Raw genomic sequence first — 14,326 nt, forward strand, 5'->3', positions numbered from 1 at the left:
GAGACTGATGCTTCGCCGCAGGAAAAGCACCGGTCGATTGACGATCGAGGGCTAACCGGGTAGACTTTTTTTTATCGCCGTCGGCGGGGAGGACAAACATCTCGCCGGTGGATTCGGTGGCACCCGTCGGGGCTGGACCGGCGGGTGATTTCATTAATCGGTCGAGTTTTTGAGGACGACGGGCCGCAGGACATTTCCCCCGATCGGCGGCCGGTGTCGGGATTCCTCAATACATCGGAGACTTCGGGGCTGTAGCTCAGTCGGTAGAGCAACGGACTTTTAATCCGTAGGTCTCGGGTTCGAGTCCCGACAGCCTCATTATCGTAAAGCGACCCTTCGATACGATCGCGTTGATACGATTGCGTTGCGTCTCGAAGGTGGATTTGCGTCGCTGCCGGTTCTTTGCACGCCCGACCGGCCTGCCTTTTGTACTCCACGAATCGGTAAGCGGCGATGGCTGTACTTCGAGGCCTGGTCTTTCGGTCTCTCCACCGTGCGTCGACAACGCCGTCAATGTGATGTCGAATTCGCGGGCCATGCCGCATCGTTGACCGATCCCGAGAGGGCCGATTTCAGGAGTTGCGAGCGAAGGTCACTCCTCGTAAACCGGCGGTCAATCGCGACAAGACTTCCACGGTGTAATCCAGGTCTTCTCGGGTCGTATCCGGACCTAAGCTGAATCGCAAGGAACCGCGGACTTCTTCTCGACTGGCGCCGATTGCCAAGAGCGTGGGGGAAGGCTCGGGCGACCCGCTCGTGCAAGCTGAGCCGATGGAACAAGCGATTCCCGCCAAATCCAGGCCGGTGAAAAGTACCTGATTGTCAGCGCCCGGGATGCCCACACTGACGGTTTGGCAAACTCGTGGCGCCGATTCGCCGCGGATGCGGATGTTCGGAATCGTCTGCTTAAGTCGCTCTTCGAAATACTGCCGCAAGTCGTTGAGGCGTCTCACGGTTTCTTCCAGCCGTGCAACGGCCAGTTGCAACGCCTTCCACATGCCGAGGGCCAGGGCCGGGCATTCCGTGCCCGGTCGTAGCCCCCCCTGTTGCTCACCGCCGAACAAGATGGGGCTGATCGGCGTCTCCCCGCGCAGGACCAAAGCACCGATACCCACAGGGCCGCCGAGTTTGTGGGCGGCCAAGGTCATGGCGGAAACGCCCCAACTACGAAATTCCAGCGGGATCTTTCCGGCGGCCTGCACGGCATCGGTATGGAAAGGGACGCCCGCTCGTTCGCAAATTCGGCTCACCTCCCGAATCGGTTGAATCGTGCCCAACTCGTGATTCACCGTCATGACGCTTACCAAGGCCGTCCGCCGGGAAACGGTGTTCGCCAGCCATTCCGTCCGAATCAGGCCCTCTGCGGTTGCGGGGACGGTGTGCAGTCGCCACCCCAAGTCCAGCAAGTGTTCCGCGGGCCGAAGAACACTGGGGTGCTCTAAAGACGAAACGATGCACTCGCCGGGCAATCCGTTCGTTCTTCCCCAAGCTATCCCCAGCACGGCGAGGTTGTTTGCCTCGGTTCCCCCACTGGTGAAAATCAACCGGTCCCGATCTTTTCCTGAGGTCTCCGCTCCGACCAGCGACAAAATGCCTTCCCGGGCATCCTCCAGCAACGCCCTTGCGGCTCGTCCCGGTTGATGTGCTGAAGCCGGATTGCCGGTCGTCTTCCGCCACGCTTCAGTCATCGCGTCCAACACCTCGGGGTGTATCGGCCGCGTGGCGTTATAGTCCAAGTACACCGATCGCATAGGTTCGTGTTCCGCTCATGTTTTCGGGGCGTAAACCGAATACCATCCTCAATTTACCGATGATCCGTACGGCTCACCAGGTTGATCTCACGTCCGGCTCCCTTCTCCGCGAGGCCGCATACGTAAGCATTACTAACGGGGTCATGATTCGACCTCGTGAGCTAGACTTGTAATGCGGATGCTGCGGTTGGTTGGCGCGGCCAGACACCGAGCCGGGAGAACGCCTGGGCACGGTTCGTGAAGCCTTCGATTTCCCGGCTGCGGGCCGGTCAGTCGGCGGAGCGGGCGTTCGCGTGCAGACGCCGTCCTGCGTCTTGGGATTTTGCGGTGTTCGTGTCGCTTCGATCTACGGGGAGAGACGGAGACGTGTCGGCAATGCGTTTCCTTGGCACATGGACCCGACTCTCACTCTCCAAATCCTGGGCACTTGGCGCGTTCCTGGCGTTATTGTCGGCGAGTGACGGAGGGCTGTCGGCTCAGTCTCCGCCCGCGTGGATGATAGACTTTTCGTACTTGGGAGAACGAATCCAGGGAACGCCTTTGGCTTGGTCGGAGAACACGCTTTGCGTTCTTTGTCGCGACGGCCGCCTGCTCTACCTCGATCGCGATAAGGCTTCCGACTTTCGCAAGATAGCGGATCGTTTTCAAGCCCTCGATTTTCCCAACTTCAAAGCGGCCGTGCTGCGAGAGTTCGGCAGCGACTTCAGCGTGACAAGCTCGACCCACTACCTCATCATCAGCCCGCAGGAGATATCCGATGGCTGGAAGGACCGGCTGGAGGAGCTGTTCCGCTCGGCGACACGGTATTTCGCGACGCGAGGATTTCCGCTTCGAAAGCCCGACCTCTTGCTCCCCGCCGTGATCTGTACCAGTTGGGAGAGTTTCCAACGCACGGCTGCGCGACAAGGAGTGCAACTACGGCCGGGGACGCTGGGATACTACGACCGGCTGTCCAATCGGATATTGCTGTGGGACGTAGGATCGGGCAACCCGCAGGATCGCGGCGGCATCAATGTCCTGGCCCACGAAGGGTTTCACCAATGGGCGTTCAACGTGGGTTTTCACGATCGCGTGAATCCGCCTCCGCTTTGGGTGGCGGAGGGATTGGCCACGCTCTTCGAATCCGCCGGCGTTTTCGGCGGAGATCCGTATCGTTCCGCTCACGGGCGCGTTCACTCCGCCAGAATGGCCGCCTTTAGGTCGGCCCGCGCCGGGCGGAATCAGACCCCATGGCTACGCAACCTGGTCCGCAGCGATGCTGGTTTTCGAGAAAACCCGGCCTTGGCCTATGCGGAGGCTTGGGCGGCCGTATTCTATTTTACGGAACGTGAACCGGCGAAGCTGGTCGCTTACCTGCGAGCCGTCAACGATGGTGCGACGTCGGCCGGAATTCCCCAACGCGATCGCGAGGCGGAATTCACGGGCGTCTTCGGCTCGGACTGGGTAGGTCTAGAGCGGCAAATCGGTCGGTTTCTGAGCGAACTGCGGCCGTAACCGCCGCCGGTTGTCAAGGTCGCACTTGGACGCCTTTCAACCGCTCCTTGATCGCGGGGATATCGGCTCGACTCGTCATGTCCAGCACCGGGCGAGACACGCGCACGATCTGGAATCGGACGCCGAGTCGATCCATGCAGTACTGTACGGCGTCGGTAATTTCATACTCGCCGCGAGGTGAAGGGGAAATTCTGCGACAGGCCTCGAAGATGGCTGGAGAGAACCGCCAGCAATTCATGCTCAGCCAGAGGGGGCGCGGCAGCGACGCCAGCGTCTTCTCATCGGGCTTTTCCAGAATTCGCACCAAGTTGCCATCCTCGTCCGCCAATCCGACGGCGAATGCCTTGATCCTTTCCGGAGCGATGTTGCTCTCGCGGAGCATGGCCTCCTGTTCGAAGAGCGCCACCGCCGATCCCGAAACCTGCCGCAGTTGCCGCAGTGCCTCCAAGGGGTAGTAATTATCGGAGTTCACCACCAGGATGTCATCGCCGTCGGCAAACGCTTCGCCGGCGGCCACGGCGTCCGCGGTTCCGCGCGGCACCTCTTGTACGGCAAAGTCGATCGTCAGCCTTTGAGGCGGCGATTCCTCTCGGTAGTAGCGACGTATCACCTCGTGGTCGGGAGCCACCACCAGGCAAACTTTGCGGTAGCCCGCGTCCGCCAGGGCGCTCAGGACGTAATCCAAGAACGGACGGTCGATGGGGATCATCGCCTTGACGCCCGTCGCCGCCGCGCGGGCTTCCGCTTCGCTGAGAGCTACGGACTGATCGTCTTTTCTCATTCGAGTGCCCAATCCGCGGGCCAGAATCAGTGCTTTATCAGTCATCGTTCGAAACAACCCCAATCGGCGGTGCCTGTCAAACCGTGGCCGGACGGCCGCAGCGTTCCGGAAACGGGCCGGGTTAGCGTCTTCCCGCGATCCGGACCACAAATCGTCCAGCACCAGTTCCAGTGCCAATAACCCGTCCAGGTTGCATTACAACTTGTTTCGTATCAAACTTGTGTCACAACCGCAATGGCAGAGCCTTGAGCGGCAGCGTGGGAGGCCGCCGGGGGAGTCCTCTACCGTTTTCGGATCAGGACCTTGAAGTAGCGGCCCACCGTCATAGGAGGAGGCGAATCATGTCGATTCAGCAGCGTTTGGGTACCGAGATTCACCCTGGTAACCTTGCGATCTTGGTAGCAGCGGTGATTCTGGTCAATTTGCCGGGGAGTCGTTCGACTTGCCTCCCGGCCATTGCCGAAGAGGGAACCGTGCCTTCCCGATTGTGGGGCGTCGACGGCGAGTTGTGGTCTTCCCGAAGCCGCCTGCCCGACTTCTCCTTCGCAGGGTATCGACGGGGCGAAGAACCTTATCGCATTCCAAGGGAAAGCATTTCCGTTAAAGACTTCGGCGCGGCGGGCGACGGCGTTACGGACGATACGGAGAGTTTTCGCCGTGCCTTGGAGGCGGGAAAAGGCAAGCTGATCCTCATTCCCGCGGGGCGATACGCACTCCACGATCTCTTTCGGATCGAAGCCTCCGGGACCGTTTTGCGTGGGGCCGGCCCCGACAAGACCGTGTTGGAATTCCGCAAGCCCGGCGTCGAAATCGAGCCGCGACCTTCGCGGACCGACGGCGGCCAATCGACCAGCAATTGGTCCTGGGCCGGAGGATTGATCTCCATCGGTCGCGGGGCCTTGAGTCCGGGTCGAGGCGTCCGCGTGATTTCCGAAGAGGTACGCGGCAGTTATCGACTTACACCGGCCTCGGTGGCATTCAAGCCGGGTGACGAGATCATTCTGACGCTTCAAGACGACGAGCAAAAATCGTTGGTGAAATACTTGTACCGTGATCAAGCGGGTGACATTTCCGGGCTGAACAACTGGCGCGTGGTTCAGGTGTTTCGAGTGAGAAAGGTGGAGGATAACGCGCTCGTCCTGGACCGTCCCTTGCGTTTCGATGTCCGCGCTCAGTGGCAGCCCACCGTTGCGCCCTTCGTTCCCGCCGTCACGGATGTCGGAATCGAAGACCTCGCTTTCGAATTTCCCGTGACTCGTTATCAGGGCCATTTTCTGGAGGTCGGCTTCAATCCGATTGAGATCGCCCGATCCGCGGCTCATTGCTGGTTGAAAAACTTGACGATTCGGAATGCCGATAGCGGGCCGTACGTATTCGGTTTCTTTTGCACGGTGGAAGGAATTCGATTGCAAGCGGATGCGGAGCGTCTTTCCTCGCAAGGCTACGCGGGACATCATGGCATCTCTTTGCAAGGCAACGATTTGCTGTGCAAGGACTTCGACATCGAGACGCGTTTCATCCACGATCTGACCGTGCAGTCGTCCGTGGGTTGCGTGTTTTCCCAAGGCAGAGCGGTGGATCTCTGTATGGATCATCATCGCTGGGCGTCCTACGAAAACCTGTTCACGGACATCGACGCGGGAAGCGGCCGACGGCTCTTCGCCTCGAGTGGAGGCGGCAATCGCGGCAATCACAGCGGCGCCGGAGCCACGTTTTGGAACATCAGGTCCGAGCGAGCCGCCCCCTGGCCGAACTGGCAAATGGATGCGATCAATATCATCGGCGTCCGCATCGTCGACCCGGCCAAAGTGGTGCCGCAACTTCCGGAACCGAGTGACTTGAAGGCTCGATGGCTGGAAGCGGTGGAGCCGGAACGACTCCGGCCGGCGAATTTGTACGAAGCGATGAAGACCCGACGCCTCACGCAAGGGTCGGCATCGTGAGGAGGTTTGGGCTGGTGCGGCGATCACGTGGAGAGCCTCCCGGTCATCATTGCGGTTTGCGGGACGCCCCATCGGTCGCTGGATGTCCTACGTATTCCCGCTCATGCGCAAGGCTTTACCCATGCGAGTCCCAAAACTAGGTTCGGATGCATCGAGGCCGTTCTCTGTTCGGCGGCTTCGGTGGAACGCTGCCTTGATTCCTGCGGTGACGGCAATCGCGATTACGTTTGCCGCCGTGTCCTTCGCCGAGGAAGCCGCGTTTCCATCGGACTCGCCTGCGGTTTCTGCGCTAAACGCAGGGCCGGCGTCCTCGCCGAATCTCGCGGCGGGGCTTCCTCTCTGGTCGCTGTTGCGGCCGCTTCCAGGGCGATCGGGCCGAATTTCGTCGGCGGCCCCGCAGCGCTCGAGTAATTTCGACAATCGATTCATTGCGCCGGGTGAGACGCTGGTGCTTGCCGAAATCTCCGGCCCGGCCGTCATTCAGCACATTTGGCTTACGTTTCCCGGTCCCGAGCCAAGCTGGCTGGGGAAAGACGGCAATGCCGACCACTCGGAATTGGTCCTCCGAATGTTTTGGGACGGCGCCGCAGAACCGGCGGTGGAAGCACCCGTGGGCGACTTCTTCGCGGCGGGCTTCGGCAAGAGAGCGGCCGTCAACTCTGCGCCGATCATCGTGGAGGGCGGAGACGCGTACAACTGCTGGTGGCCGATGGCCTTTTTCCGATCCGCTCGCATTCAAATCACCAATGAGAGCGACAAGCCATTGAACGCCTTTTATTACCAGATCGATTTCACCCGTTTCGAAAGCCTGCCGGAAGACACGTTGTACTTCTGCGCTCAATACCGCCAAGAGTTTCCCACCGCGTCCGGGAGGGATTACCTCATTCTCGATGCGGAAGGCCGTGGGCAATACGTGGGCACAGTCTTGAGCGTCCGCTCACGCAGCCCGGAGTGGTTCGGGGAGGGAGACGAGAAGTTCTACATCGACGGCGAAAAACACCCCAGCATTCAAGGCACGGGAACGGAAGATTACGCTTTGAATGCGTGGGGAATGGGAACGGGGACCTATCCCTATTTCGGCGTTTCCATTCTGGAAGGGGAATGGGGCATGGTCGGATACCGGACGACCGTCTATCGCTGGCACATCCCGGACGCCGTCCGCTTTTCACGCTCCCTGCGCGTGGAAATCGAGGACGCCGGTTGGATCAGCGAGGATGAATTGGCCCCCGACGTGCATCGGGGATTCGTGGAGCGCAACGACGATTTCGCATCCGTCGCATTTTGGTATCAGCAAGGCCAACCCAAGCGATTTGCGAGGCTTCCGAGTGCTCAGGAGCGCAAGCTGCCGGAATTGGACCAAATCACCGAGGGTAAAGAGCTGGCCGCCTCGGCGAAAATGGAGGGTGGGGCGATCCACGTTCAAAAGGGCTATCTCTGGACGGGGGAGGGGCAGTTATTCTTCGACAATCATCAGGGGCAGGGGGCCTGGTTTTCGTGCGCCTTCCACGTGGCGCAGGAAGAATTGACCCAACTCACGCTGCGTGTAACCTACTCCTACGATTTCGGAATCTATCGCATCCTATTGGATGGCGAGGAAGTCCGCGCGCGACAGGACTTCTTTTCCCCCGAAGTGGAGGTCCGGGAGTTGAATCTAGGCCAAAGGAGACTGGCGACGGGCGAACACACGCTTCGCTTCGAGTGCCTGGGAAAGGTCCAGGACTCTCGGGGGACCAAATTGGGAGTCGATTCCGTGAGACTACGCAAGCGATGGCAGAAGTTACGCACCGCCCCTCAGGATCTGACACCGAGGCAATAACGCCGGAACTCAGACCGCAGGAGTTTGCACTTCGGAAGCGTGCCGTCGTTCACTATAAACCGTCGACGTCTTCGACCGTATCCGCTTTCACGCCCGGGATGGGAATCGGCTCATTGCCGAAGGGTTTGTCTTCGTCCTTCGGCGGGGAAGGCGATGACGATTCGCCATCCGGCAGAGCCGGGCCGATACCGCCGACGTCGCCGCTCACGGCTCCACGATCGTTCGGCATCGCGGTTCTTCCCAATCGCTTAGCCAGCTCGGACGGGATGGGCATCTCCACGATATCTTGCGTCGGAATGATGAACTGGAACTGCTTTCCTTGTACTCCGACGGGATCGCCCAAAAGCGTGCAGTAGAGGGTTTCGGCCTGTTCTTTTGGCGGGGTGAACACCAAAACGTCTCGCAAGGTATCCCCCGGGGCCAACCGCGAGGGCCCCACGCTACCCACGACCTCCACGGTCGCCGGAAAGACGCGCAACTGTGCGACCGGCGGCCCGGTCGGCGACACGGAAAAGTAGGCCGTCTCCGGCCCACCCTTCCAACCCCGATAGTTGACGGCCGATGTTTCGCCGACATTGCTGATTGCCAAGGTGACGACGAGCACGGGCGAGGGCGGCCACGCTCGGGCGCCGCCTTGCCGCAACTCAGGATACCCTTGCTCGACCTTCTCGATCACGATTCGGACATTCCCGATCTGATCGGCATGTTTTCGCAACGATTCGCCGAATGCGGCCGCCGTGGCCGCGAGGTCGGCATGCCGGCCGGACCGCTCCGCGGGGCTCGTGCCGGACCGGGGCAGAAGGCTATCCAGGTCACTCGTGTCCAGCGGTTTCAGTTGCTCCGACGCTCGATCGCCCATCGTACGCCGAGGCCCATCGGCCGGCTGAGGCGAGGCACCGCCTCGGGGCCGCAACACCACCGCCAAAAGCACTGCATTGGCGAGGAGGAAGCCCCCCACCAACGCCCGAATGAGCTTTCGGCGACTTCGCTTCTGCAATAGTTTTTTGCGGCGAATGTCGGCCGAAACGGTGGACTGATGGGGATCGTTTTCCGTCTCGACGCCCAAAGGAACGGGAAGCGGAACGGGAGCCGCATGGGCCGGCGGAGAAGCGACCGAAGGCGAACGCTCGACGCTGGGGGCGGGCGGAACGGCCGGTCCCGCGTTCTGCATACCGGTCGGCGAAGCACTGAGCGGCTGGGGAGCTGCAAACAAACCGCGAACGTGAGAGGCGGGATACCATGGGCCCTCCGCTGACTGGGCCACCATGTCATGGGGGCCGACGTGCCCCTGCTCCACCAGATTCTTTAGGTCCCTGCCCGATATCGGACCAATGGCTCGGCCGGTCGAGACTAAACGGCAATACCATTCCACCGGATCGTCCCTCCGTAGTGAAGCCCTTGCCCCAAGCTGCCGCCCTACATATCCTACGAATCATTGTAAAACGGCTTGCCGAGGTTATCAGCCGAGACTACCGGCGGATGCGGCCGCGTGGCGGTGAGAATGGCGTGCTTGCTTCGGCCGCTCCTTCGGCTGCACCGACGCGCGGTAATCGACAGGCCTGATCCGGGGATGGACGCGCCGAGAAGGACTCCCAGCGGGGCCGACGCTCCGTAGAACTGCCGCTCTCGGGACAAAATGGGCTATAGTGAAGACGTGCCTGAGGGCGGTGTCGAACGGCGCGAAGCGGGCACGGAGAACTGGGCCGCTTTCCGCGGAGCAATTCGTCCGACCTGGACCGGCGAGAACGTCTTCCGTCAAGTCGGCCTGCCATTGCCCTTCGGCTTCCGCATGGCAACCGTCCGAATCCCAACGCCCGCATTGTGGGAGCCAGGCACGGTCGCCCGGGAAGTCGCCCCGAATCACATCGTCCACCGCAAGTGACATTGACCTCTTTGCGAAAAAGCCCCCATTCATGACAATTCAACAACTCATCGTGTTACTTCCCTGTTACAGCTTGGAGGATTTCCAACTCGATCGCGGCGATGAAGACGCGGAGCAATTGCTCTCCGCGTGGACGACGCTGTATCACCCCGTACTCCTCCATGCGGTGCGATTCTTGCCTCGCTGGGAGCGGGCATACGACCCGCCGAGTGATCCGGACAACGCCCTGATCACCCTTCCTGCCGTATCGGAGACCTGCCTTCCGCCGAGCTGGATTGAGAATCTCAACCCCGAGAGAGTGATCTTGCTCCGGAATTTCAAAGATCAAGCCGAGCTAAGGCGACAATTGGAAACGGCGTGGGCTGAGCCGTGGCCGCAGCTCGACGAGTCCATCGTGGCTCAGTTTTTCGCCCTGGGTTTCGCCCACCTCCAAGCCGAGCTGATGACCCGGCAGTTGCGCTATATGAGCAATCTGGACGAGATTCGCTTCCGCGAGTCGGCGTTGAAGGCGGCGGAGGCGGCATGTTCCGGAGACCCCGATAAGGTGAAATCGCATTTGCAGCGAGCTTTCGACCTCTTGAGCGAATCCCGCGAATACTTTTATCCGGTTCAGAATCACCTGATCGACTTGACGTTGACGGCCGACACCACGTTGGGGGCGGGACTGTTGCGCGAACTGCGGGAGGGCGGCCGCATCAATCTGGAAATCACCGGTAGCTTGGTGGCAAAGCTTGCGAAAAACCACCCGGACACGCTATCTGAACTAAAGAAGGCCCTCGCGGAAAATCGCGCGACGATTGTTGGGGGCGAGTATCACGAAGGCCCCTCGACATTGCTGCCGCAATCTCTTTGGGTAAGGAATTTCCAACGAGGTCGCGAAGAGTACGAATCGCACCTGCAAACGACTCCGGTGGTGTTCGGCCGGCGTCGATACGGGTTGTCCCCTCATCTTCCCGGCATTCTGGCATCGGGGGGCTTTACCGGCGCCCTCCATTTTGCTCTCGACGACGGCGGCTTTCCCGTAGGCAACCAGAGCAAATTCCGTTGGGAGGGCGAAGACGGTCAAACGGTCGACGCACTTGGCCGCATCCCACTCGACGCATCTCGCGCCGGCACATTTTTGAAATTGGCGGACACCGTGGGGCGAATTCTGGACCTGGACCATGCCGCCACGGCCGTTTTTGCTCATTGGCCCGATGCGGTGAGTCCGTGGTATCGATTGCTGCGTATCACGGCAGGCTACTCTCCCGTTTTAGGGGCTTTCCGGCTTCTGCCCGAGTATTTTCGCGATACGCAATACGTGGGCGCCCGAACGCAACACCCGGCCGAACGCTATAGTTCGCCGTATTTGAAACAATGGGTCGCGGACGGTCTTCCCGATGCGATCAGTCGGTGGACGCAGCTATTGCGTCTTGTCGTCAAAGCGGATTCCGCCGTCAACGTGCTTATCATGCGGGCCCTGGTCACCGGCCGTTGGGACCAAAAAGCTAGCGAAATTCGTTCCGCGGCGATGCGCCTCTTGGAGGAGGCTACGTACGAAGCCGAAACAACGAGCGACCATCAGGTTATGGCCGCCCGAGTTGCGGAATGCGACCGCATACTGGCCGACGCGATCAGCCTTTTTGCGGAGAATCTCTTCCAATCTGCGGCCGCGACGGATACTCGGGGAACCGGCCACATGTTTTTGAATCCGCATCCCTTTTCGCAGCGAGGGCCGGCCTTTCTCCCTGGGACGGAGTTTCCGCCGAAGACCGAAAGGCCCGTCGTGGCGACCGGAGAAAAAGGGAATGATCCCGTGGTCGTCGAAGTGCCGCCCTTCAGTTATTGGGCGGTACCGCGGAACGATGAGCCGCAACAGGCCGAGGTCGAAAAGAGGCGAGGCCTGTTCTCGCGGCGAGCGAGGGACGAGCCTCCCCTTCGAGTGGAGGGCTTGGCCGTTCAGAATGAGTTCTATCGGTTGAAAGTGGACGAGACGTCGGGCGGCATTGCGGCCTTTGCAGCGGCCCCGGTAGGAAGGAACCTTCTCGGCCAGAAGCTGGCCCTGCGATTGCCGATCCCATCGGATCCCGACGGCGGCGAGCTGGATGATCCGGAACGCTTTTACAGCCGGATGATTGCCGAGTCCGTCGAAGTCGTTTTTCCCGGGCCGCCGACGGCCGAAATCGTCTCGCGGGGACGTTTGGTCGACCGCGCGGGTGATCTGGTTGCGCGCTTCGAGCAGCGTGTCATCGTCGTGCAGCGGATCCCGATCGCCAGAATCAAAATTCATTTGCAACCCGAGCGTTTGCCCGACGGCTCCCCCTGGGCCGACTATTATGCATGTCGTTTTGCCTGGAACGATGAGACGGCGGAAGTCCACGGATCGTCCGGGTGGTGCCGCGTCAAGACCGAAGCTTCCCTCTTGGAAAGCCCCTGGTACGTTCATCTGATGACGCAAAAGCACGCCTTGACGTTTCTTACTCCGGGATTGCCGTTTCACCGCCGCATCGGTTTGCGACGATTGGACACCCTGCTGATCGTCAAGGGAGAAACGGCCCGGGAATTCGAAGTGGGAATCGGCTTGGACCTGCGCTACCCGTTACACGCGGCGTTGCAGCTAATCGAGCCGCCGGCGGCCGTGCCGATCGTTTCGACCTTGCCGAACCCGGCTTGCGCGTGGATGATCCATGTAGATGTTCGTAACGTCCTCGTAACGGGAATGTCGCCGCTCATGGAAGGGGATCGGCTTACCGGGCTTCGTTTGGAACTTTGGGAGACCGAAGGCAGGGCGGGAGATGCCGTGATTCGATTCTGTCGTCATGTGCGTTCCGCCTATCGGCTGGATTTGTGGCAGCGCGAAATCGAGCCGCTGGCGGCCGCCGAGGACGCCGTAACGGTCCATTTCGCTCGCTTCCAGCGATGTTCGATCGAGGTCCGCTTTCGAGATGCTTGAGGGCGACGAAGTTTCGCGTGGTGGAAACCGGGAGATCGCTTGTCCCGTCTTGCGACATTCTTGGTGCTATGCGAGTGACGGCCGAATCGCAGCGGGAACTGGGAAACGATGGTGCCATCGATGCCATGATTATCACGATTGACGGTCCCGCCGCGGCCGGAAAAAGCACCGCGGCACGATTGCTCGCCGCGCGGTTGGGATTCCGCTATCTCGATACGGGCGCGATGTATCGGGCGGCCGCCCTGGCCGCCATACGGGAGGGCATCGACTGGAAGGACCCCGCCCAACTCGAATCCTTAGCCGACCGCATTCGGCTGGAGTGGCAAGGCGAGCGTCTCTTTCTCGACGGTGAAGATGTGACCGACGCCATCCGTTCACCGGACGTGACGGAAGTGACGCGGTTCGTCGCGGACAGTCCGAAACTTCGGGAGAAGATGGCTGAATTGCAGCGGGAAATCGGTAGCACGTGCAATTTGGTCACGGAGGGACGCGACCAAGGCTCGCTCGTGTTTCCTCACGCCGAGTGCAAGTTTTTCCTATCGGCGGACCCTCACGAGCGGGCCAAGCGCCGTGTGGCCGACTACGCGGCACAGGGCAAAGCGATGACATGGAACGAAGTCTTGCAGGCCATCCTGGAGCGAGATCGTGCGGATGCGTCTCGCCCCGTGGGGGCCTTGCGATGCCCGCCCGACGCCGTCGTAATCAGCACGGACGGACTGACGGTGGACGAGGTGGTCGCCAAGTTGGAGGCCGTTGTGCGTGAAAGACAGGCGGGGTTGTCGCAAGCCCGGAGCAATTGACGGCCGGTCGCGGGGAACGCGCGGCAAGCCGATTGAAGCGCCGCCCTTGCGAGGGCTCTCGCTTTCAAGGCCGCACCTCCCGGCGGCCTGAGGCAAAGTCCGGCAAGTTAGGTTTCATAGGGAGCAGAGTGACGCAAATGTCGCGAGCGTCGGCAAGCCGTGATGCGGCCCAGCAAGGCGAGAGGCCAAAGAACCGCACGCCCCCGAAGTACGTGAACCGCTGCTGGTACGAGTTCAGTAGGTTCGTGGTGCGAGCGGCGGCCGCGCTGTTTTTCCGCATCCGGTACTCGGGCAGTGAGGGGATTCCGCGAACAGGTCCCGTGCTCATCGTCTCGAATCACCAAAGCCATTTGGACCCGCCGCTGATCGGGGCCGGCGTGCCGCGAACCATCAGTTACTTGGCCCGGCAAAGCCTGTTTCGCTCCCGCTTTTTTTCGGGCTTGATTCGATCCTACGGCGCGATCCCGTTGGATTTGGACGGTAACCCCTTGCCGGGGCTGAAGGAAAGCCTTCGCCGTCTGAAGTGTGGGGACGCGCTCCTGATCTTTCCAGAAGGAACGCGAACTCCGCATGGCGAATTGCAGCCGTTTGAACGCGGCTTTACCGCACTGGCCCGGCGGTCGCAGGCCGTGATCGTACCAGCCGCGATCGAAGGCGCTTTCCGGGCGTGGCCGCGCCGTCGCCGATTCCCTCGACCCGGACGGGTTCGGGTTCACTTCGGGTCGCCCTTGACGCCGGATGACTACCGCGACTGGTCGGAGGATCGCCTGGTTGCGGAAACCGAGGCCCGGGTGAAAGAATGCCTCAATCTGTTACGGCTTGGGAGTGAGATTCCGCCGAAGTAAGCCCGTGCCGGCGTGGCCGGCCCGGCCGTCGCCTTCCGCACGAAAAATATGCGGGGCGAGGCAAGTCCGAGTTCGCACGCAC

At 61.0% G+C, this 14,326-nt stretch carries 9 protein-coding genes and 1 tRNA gene; 7 read left to right on the forward strand and 3 right to left on the reverse strand.

The genetic code is table 11. The features are described from left to right. Positions 1–245: 245 nt before the first annotated feature. Positions 246–318: transfer RNA gene (locus tag ACZ5B4_RS04440), tRNA-Lys, on the forward strand. Between the two features lie 254 nt (positions 319–572). Here the strand turns inward: ACZ5B4_RS04440 and ACZ5B4_RS04445 are convergent. Beyond that, entirely contained in the window at positions 573–1,751 is a 1,179-nt protein-coding gene (locus ACZ5B4_RS04445) for a cysteine desulfurase family protein (RefSeq protein ID WP_464913227.1), read from the reverse strand. A 375-nt stretch (positions 1,752–2,126) separates the two neighbouring features. Here ACZ5B4_RS04445 and ACZ5B4_RS04450 point away from each other — a divergent pair, with 375 nt between their 5' ends. Beyond that, entirely contained in the window at positions 2,127–3,245 is a 1,119-nt protein-coding gene (locus ACZ5B4_RS04450) for a DUF1570 domain-containing protein (RefSeq protein ID WP_464913996.1), read from the forward strand. Between the two features lie 13 nt (positions 3,246–3,258). On the opposite strand, the gene ACZ5B4_RS04455 is transcribed toward ACZ5B4_RS04450, so the two are convergent. Then, positions 3,259–4,071 (reverse strand): nucleotidyltransferase family protein, encoded by an 813-nt coding sequence (locus tag ACZ5B4_RS04455; RefSeq protein ID WP_464913228.1) that lies wholly within the window; start codon positions 4,069–4,071, stop codon positions 3,259–3,261. A gap of 296 nt (positions 4,072–4,367) precedes the next feature. Between ACZ5B4_RS04455 and ACZ5B4_RS04460 the strand changes: the two genes are divergently transcribed. Next, entirely contained in the window at positions 4,368–5,969 is a 1,602-nt protein-coding gene (locus ACZ5B4_RS04460; RefSeq protein ID WP_464913229.1) for a glycosyl hydrolase family 28-related protein, read from the forward strand. Positions 5,970–6,417: 448 nt separating this feature from the next. After that, complete coding sequence (locus ACZ5B4_RS04465; protein ID WP_464913230.1) at positions 6,418–7,785, forward strand: glycoside hydrolase family 172 protein; 1,368 nt, start codon at positions 6,418–6,420, stop codon at positions 7,783–7,785. Positions 7,786–7,837: 52 nt separating this feature from the next. On the opposite strand, the gene ACZ5B4_RS04470 is transcribed toward ACZ5B4_RS04465, so the two are convergent. Continuing rightward, positions 7,838–9,157, reverse strand: coding sequence for a hypothetical protein (locus ACZ5B4_RS04470; RefSeq protein WP_464913231.1), 1,320 nt, complete (start codon positions 9,155–9,157; stop codon positions 7,838–7,840). Positions 9,158–9,698: 541 nt separating this feature from the next. On the opposite strand from ACZ5B4_RS04470, the gene ACZ5B4_RS04475 reads away from it, so the two are divergent. From ACZ5B4_RS04475 to ACZ5B4_RS04485, 3 genes are all read left to right on the forward strand, one after another. Beyond that, entirely contained in the window at positions 9,699–12,599 is a 2,901-nt protein-coding gene (locus ACZ5B4_RS04475; protein ID WP_464913232.1) for a glycoside hydrolase family 38 N-terminal domain-containing protein, read from the forward strand. 68 nt (positions 12,600–12,667) lie between these two features. Continuing rightward, positions 12,668–13,399, forward strand: a complete 732-nt coding sequence (gene cmk / locus ACZ5B4_RS04480) for a (d)CMP kinase (RefSeq protein WP_464913233.1) — start codon at positions 12,668–12,670, stop codon at positions 13,397–13,399. Between the two features lie 137 nt (positions 13,400–13,536). Then, on the forward strand, positions 13,537–14,244 hold the full coding sequence (locus ACZ5B4_RS04485; RefSeq protein ID WP_464913234.1) for a lysophospholipid acyltransferase family protein: 708 nt from the start codon (positions 13,537–13,539) through the stop codon (positions 14,242–14,244). The last annotated feature ends 82 nt before the right edge of the window (positions 14,245–14,326 follow it).

Source organism: Thermogutta hypogea, from assembly GCF_055386265.1.

Bases quoted from the DNA above. Each gene is read 5' to 3' on its own strand.
- ACZ5B4_RS04450 (WP_464913996.1), top strand. From the start codon at position 2,127: ATGCGTTTCCTTGGCACATGGACCCGACTCTCACTCTCCAAATCCTGG.
- ACZ5B4_RS04475 (WP_464913232.1), top strand. From the start codon at position 9,699: ATGACAATTCAACAACTCATCGTGTTACTTCCCTGTTACAGCTTGGAG.
- cmk (WP_464913233.1), top strand. From the start codon at position 12,668: ATGCGAGTGACGGCCGAATCGCAGCGGGAACTGGGAAACGATGGTGCC.
- ACZ5B4_RS04485 (WP_464913234.1), top strand. From the start codon at position 13,537: ATGTCGCGAGCGTCGGCAAGCCGTGATGCGGCCCAGCAAGGCGAGAGG.
- ACZ5B4_RS04455 (WP_464913228.1), bottom strand. From the start codon at position 4,071: ATGACTGATAAAGCACTGATTCTGGCCCGCGGATTGGGCACTCGAATG.
- ACZ5B4_RS04460 (WP_464913229.1), top strand. From the start codon at position 4,368: ATGTCGATTCAGCAGCGTTTGGGTACCGAGATTCACCCTGGTAACCTT.
- ACZ5B4_RS04445 (WP_464913227.1), bottom strand. From the start codon at position 1,751: ATGCGATCGGTGTACTTGGACTATAACGCCACGCGGCCGATACACCCC.